The 5,283-nt window shown below is 28.1% G+C and carries 6 protein-coding genes; 2 read left to right on the top strand and 4 right to left on the bottom strand.

The features are described from left to right. Positions 1-147: 147 nt before the first annotated feature. From U9R42_11920 to U9R42_11935, 4 genes are all read right to left on the bottom strand, one after another. Positions 148-840, bottom strand: coding sequence for a hypothetical protein (locus U9R42_11920; protein ID MEA3496730.1), 693 nt, complete (start codon positions 838-840; stop codon positions 148-150). Between the two features lie 102 nt (positions 841-942). Further along, positions 943-1,812 (bottom strand): cation diffusion facilitator family transporter, encoded by an 870-nt coding sequence (locus U9R42_11925; GenBank protein MEA3496731.1) that lies wholly within the window; start codon positions 1,810-1,812, stop codon positions 943-945. Continuing rightward, on the bottom strand, positions 1,790-2,875 hold the full coding sequence (locus U9R42_11930) for an AMP-binding protein (protein MEA3496732.1): 1,086 nt from the start codon (positions 2,873-2,875) through the stop codon (positions 1,790-1,792). The genes U9R42_11925 and U9R42_11930 overlap by 23 nt, the downstream gene beginning before the upstream one ends. Positions 2,876-2,886: 11 nt before the next feature. Then, on the bottom strand, positions 2,887-3,372 hold the full coding sequence (locus tag U9R42_11935; protein ID MEA3496733.1) for a hypothetical protein: 486 nt from the start codon (positions 3,370-3,372) through the stop codon (positions 2,887-2,889). Positions 3,373-3,505: 133 nt separating this feature from the next. Between U9R42_11935 and eno the strand changes: the two genes are divergently transcribed. Together eno and U9R42_11945 are read left to right on the top strand one after the other, a co-directional pair. Next, entirely contained in the window at positions 3,506-4,795 is a 1,290-nt protein-coding gene (gene eno / locus U9R42_11940) for a phosphopyruvate hydratase (GenBank protein MEA3496734.1), read from the top strand. 50 nt (positions 4,796-4,845) lie between these two features. Then, positions 4,846-5,169: a septum formation initiator family protein gene (locus tag U9R42_11945; GenBank protein MEA3496735.1), complete on the top strand. Its 324-nt coding sequence runs from the start codon at positions 4,846-4,848 to the stop codon at positions 5,167-5,169. Positions 5,170-5,283: the final 114 nt, after the last annotated feature.

The following is a 5,283-nucleotide window of genomic DNA, read 5'->3' on the forward strand; positions in this document are numbered from 1 at the left end:
TTTATCGGAAAAATTGCTAATCCGATTTACTAAAAGTTGTAATAAACCGTAAATAAAATATTTTAGTTTACGTTTTTTGTTTATAAAAAAATGGTTCTACTTCAAAATTGAAGAAGAACCATTTTTTACTAAAAGTGTTTAGTAATTTTATAGTTGATTTGAACTTTTACTTTGATACCACTTTTTCAAAATTGCCCATTGTTTGTCAGTTAATATTTTTTGAAGTTTTATCATGAAATTTTTATGGCAATCTTTAATATTCATGATTATTTGTTTTCTTACCGGGTTGTTTTTAATAGCAAGTTTTGTTGCTGTTTGTAGTTTCTGAAGTGCAACATATAGCTGGTTTTTTGTGATATTTCCATCTTTGTAACTCTTTATTAGTTTGTCTCTGCTATAATTACTTCTTTTAATAATTTTTAGAGTTTCTTTTCTTAATAATATCATTTGAACTCTTTTACAACGATAATATGAATGTAGTGCTTTGTGTAAATAAAACTTCTGTTTTTTGTTGAGATCAAGTCTTTGAAATAATTTCTTAAGCTGATTTTTTCTTGCACCATGAAATGAAAATTCACAGCTTGATTCATCAAATTCAATTTCATTTTCAGTCTCAGAAGGTATTGCATTATTAATAAGGTGGAAATCTGTTTCTAAGGATGCAATGCTTATTTCGGGTTCTTCTAACAATGAGATGTCATTCATTGCTAAAGTTTCATTGTCATTTATCTCGCTTTGTATTGGAGTCGGTTGTGCAATTTCTTCATCTTTTTCGCAAGAAGTGAAGATGACAAGAATGGCAATGATAAATAAAGGTAAAAGTTTTTTTAATGTTTTCATAATTTCTAAAATTTTAATTGTGGAACAAATTTATGATATTTAATTTGATTCTTAGATGATACTTTTACGAAAAGGTTTAATCTCTCTGATTTTTCTAAAAAATTATTTTGATGCTTCCATGTGAATAGTTGCCAAAATATTTAATTCTTTTTTTATATTATTTTCAATTTTAGTGGCAATGTAGTGAGCTTCTTTTAATTCCATGTCGTTGGGAAGTGTTATGTGAAAAGTGGTTTCTAAATGATTTCCATAATCATGAATTATTATATTATGTGGATTTGTGCTTTTTTCACAGCTTTTAAAAGCAACTTCTTTAATTTTATTAATTAGTTCATCATCAGGTTTTTCTCCTAAGATGGCACTAAAAGAATCTTTTAAAATTCTGAAAGTTGTGTATAGCATAAGAAGTGAAATAAGAAGTCCTAAAACACCATCTATCCACCAAGTATTTTTTGCAGTAAAAATACCAATCAGAATTAATACTGAAGAAATTGAATCAATTCTGTGATGTAATCCGTCTGCAATGAGTGAACGTAAATTTTTCTTTTTCCCGACTCTTATAGCAAATTGTGCCATAATTTCTTTTAGAACTATTGAAACTGAGGTTACTATAATAGCAATTATTCCATAATTGGTACTTTTATGACTTTGTAATTCCTTAATAGATTCATGAATAAAGTTAAAAGCAATTATGGCGATTATTATCCCAATCAAAAAACTGGAAATAAATTCAGCTCGTCCATGCCCAAAAGGATGTTTTTTGTCGGGAGGCTTGTTAGAAATTTTATTACCTATTAAAACTATCAATGATGTAATTGAATCGGAAATAGTATGCCATGCATCAGTAATCAATGCAACTGAGCCTGTTACAATTCCAGCCCAATATTTTATGGCAAATAAAAATATGTTAAGAATGATTGACAAAGTCCCTTCTAAATTTGCCCAATAGCTATTTGATTTTTGCTTCTTCAATAGTTTTAATTTTGTTGATTTTGCCCAGTGATGAATATACAAAGTTATCAATAAATATTATTTCTTTGGGTATTTCATATCTTTTTAATTTTTTTGTTAAAAGTTTTAATATCATTTCTTTTTTCTCGGAATTACTACTTTCAATTGCAAGCATTAGTTTTTCTCCAACTATTTTATCCGGAATTGAAAAGAAGAAATATGTTGTGTTTTTAAATATTTCTGAAATTTGATTCTCAATTTTTATTGCTAATTCATCAGGATTTATTTTAAAACCTGATGAATTAATTATGTTGTCGGCTCTTGTTAGCCATTCAAAACTCTGATCTTTGTTTAAATTAACTATGTCATTTGTATATAATTTTTTTGATGGATAAAGTGGTGTTTGTAAAATCAGTCGGTTTTTATTGTCTGTCTCTGCTTTAATATTTTTTAAAAGATGAAAATATTTATCGGGATTTTTACCGTTTAATCTTTTCAAGGCAACATGTGTAAGTGTTTCTGTCATTCCGTAAGTGTGAAATACAGGGGCTTGAATTTCTTTTGCTTGAGCAATTATTTCTTTTGAAATTCTCTCTCCTCCAATAATTACTGCTCGTGATTTATTTAAAATTTTAATTTTTTCGGGTGTTTCTAAAATCAAACTTGAGAATTGTTGAGGAATAAATGCGAAAAAATCTATTTTTTGATTTAATGAAATTTCTTTTAAAGGATTTTTTGAAGGTTTTAGCACCAAAAGATTTGCTTTGCATACTAATGCTCTGATTACCATCATAAAACCTGCACTGTGATCAACAGGAAGACAGAGAAATAAAGTGTCGGATTTTGATATTTTAAAAGTTTCTATTGTTTGTTTGGCACTAATAATTAATTGTTCTTTTGTAAAAAAAATTATTTTAGCCTTTGCTGTTGAGCCACTTGTTTTCAGTTTAAATTTTTTTCTCCCTGAATTCCAATCTGCGATTATTTTACAAACGGAAGCGATAAAATTATCATTTCCCAATGAAGTTGAGTTTTTTATTTTATCAAACTCTAATTCATTATTTTTATAAAATATCTTACTCATTTGTGTAAATTTTATTTATTTTTTGGATTATATTTTACAATAGCCATATTTAAAAATTTGCTAAAATCCTTTATTTCCGAAAGAGCCTTTTCTTTAGTTTTAAATTTCTTTAAAGGTATCTTATGCTGATGGTTTTTGTCAAGTAAAAAAATGCGAAAATCTTTTTGGTTATAGCTTGTAGTCCTGTTTGTCATGCTATATGTTCTGTAATCTAATGAAGATTGCATAACTGTAATTTCCTTAAATTCGGAAAGATCAATCCATGAACCTGATTTGATAAAACCAAAAAATTTGTAATGAAATTTATATCTTGTATTTTCGGGTTCAACAATTATTCCTGTTGTTGTAAAAGTGAAAAACAGTCCGACAAGAGTTACAATGATTCCAAATATTGATGATTCTGAGAATGAAATAAATATACCTGCAACGATTAATATATACCCTGCAAAGCTACCTGAGGAGCCAAAGAGTTTGTCTAATTTATTATCAATTTTCATTAGTTAAAAAGATTATTAATTTTTAAAAAGTAATTATCAAAAGCAATGTTAACAAAAATATTCAAACAAAGGTAATAATTATTGTATTTTTGTTGATTAAATCATTGTGTAAATAAATTAAAAAACTAATATTATGAGTTTTATAACAGGAATTATCCCAAGGCAAATTTTTGATTCACGTGGTAATCCAACAGTAGAGGTTGAAGTTTTTACCGAAAGTGGATTTATAGGAAGAGCAGCTGTGCCTTCGGGTGCATCCACAGGTTCTCATGAGGCGGTTGAGCTTAGAGATGGCGATAAAGATTATTTTCGCGGCAAAAGTGTTTATAATGTATGTGATAAAATTATTGACATTGTAGAGCCTGCACTAATGGATATTAGTGTGTTAGATCAAAAATTTATTGATAATCTTTTATTAGAACTTGATGCTACAGAGAATAAATCTAATTTAGGAGCAAATGGAATTTTAGCTGTTTCTATGGCTGTTGCTAGAGCAGGTGCAGAAGTATCAGGTTTACCGCTTTATAAATATATAGGTGGAATAGGAGCTAATACTTTGCCTATACCAATGATGAATATTCTTAACGGAGGAAAGCATGCTGATAACAATGTTGATTTTCAGGAATTTATGATTATGCCCGTTGGTGCTGAAACATTTAGTGATGCTTTAGCTATGTCATTTGATGTTTTTAATAGTCTAAAAGATTATTTGAAATCAAAAGGTTACTCAACAAATGTTGGTGATGAAGGTGGTTTTGCACCAGATTTAAAATCTAATGAAAAAGCAATAGAAACAGTTATAAAAGCTATTGAAAAAGCAGGCTACAAAGCAGGTAATGATTTTTATATTGCATTAGACCCTGCTACTGCTGAAATGTATGATGCCAAAAAGAATGTTTATAAATTTTATAAATCAACACAAAAAGAAATCTCTTCTGATAAAATGGTTGATTATTGGGTTGACTGGGTAAATAAATATCCTATAATTTCTCTTGAAGATGCTCTTGGTGAAGATGATTGGGACGGTTGGGTTAATTTAAATAAAAAAATGAACAACAAAATTCAAATTGTTGGAGATGACCTTTTTGTTACTAATGCCAAGCGTTTAGCTAAAGGAATAGAATTGAATGCAGCAAATTCAATTTTGATAAAATTAAATCAAATAGGAACATTAACAGAAACGATTGAAACTGTTCAATTGGCAAAGGAAAATAATTACACATCAGTAATTAGCCACAGATCGGGTGAAACAGAAGATACTTTTATAGCTGATCTTGCTGTTGCGTTAAATACAGGACAAATAAAGACAGGTTCATTATCCCGAACAGATCGTATTTCAAAGTATAATCAATTGTTACGTATTGAAGAAGAATTAGATACTGATGCAATATTCCCAGGTAAGAACTTTAAATTTTTAAAATAAATTTGATATTTCTTTTTTAATTTGTGAGTAGAATTTTTAGTAAAAATAACATGAGTGAGGAAAAAATAAAAGATAAGACTTTTTTGGAAAAATTATTTGCTACTCTTAAAAATAGGTATGTAATTGTTTTACTTATTTTTATTGTGTGGGTAGGTTTTTTGGATAGGAATAATATTATAAAAACGATAAAAGTTCACAATGAGGTAAAGGAATTAAAGTCAAACAAAGAATATTACCTTAAACAAATTGATGAAACTAAAAAGATAAGAAAAGAATTACTTAATAACAATGTATTACTTGAAGAGTTTGCTCGTGAAAAGTACTTTATGAGAAAAGAAGGTGAAGATGTTTTTGTTGTGGAAATCAAAGAGTAGCTTCGGCTTCGCTCAGCTACAAAATTACAAAAATAATTCAGCTACAAAATTCGCTCAGCTACAAATTAATATGGTAAATTTTGATGGGTAATAAATTATCAATTTTTTATCCTG

The organism is Bacteroidota bacterium, from assembly GCA_034723125.1.
GTDB lineage: Bacteria > Bacteroidota > Bacteroidia > CAILMK01 > JAAYUY01 > JAYEOP01.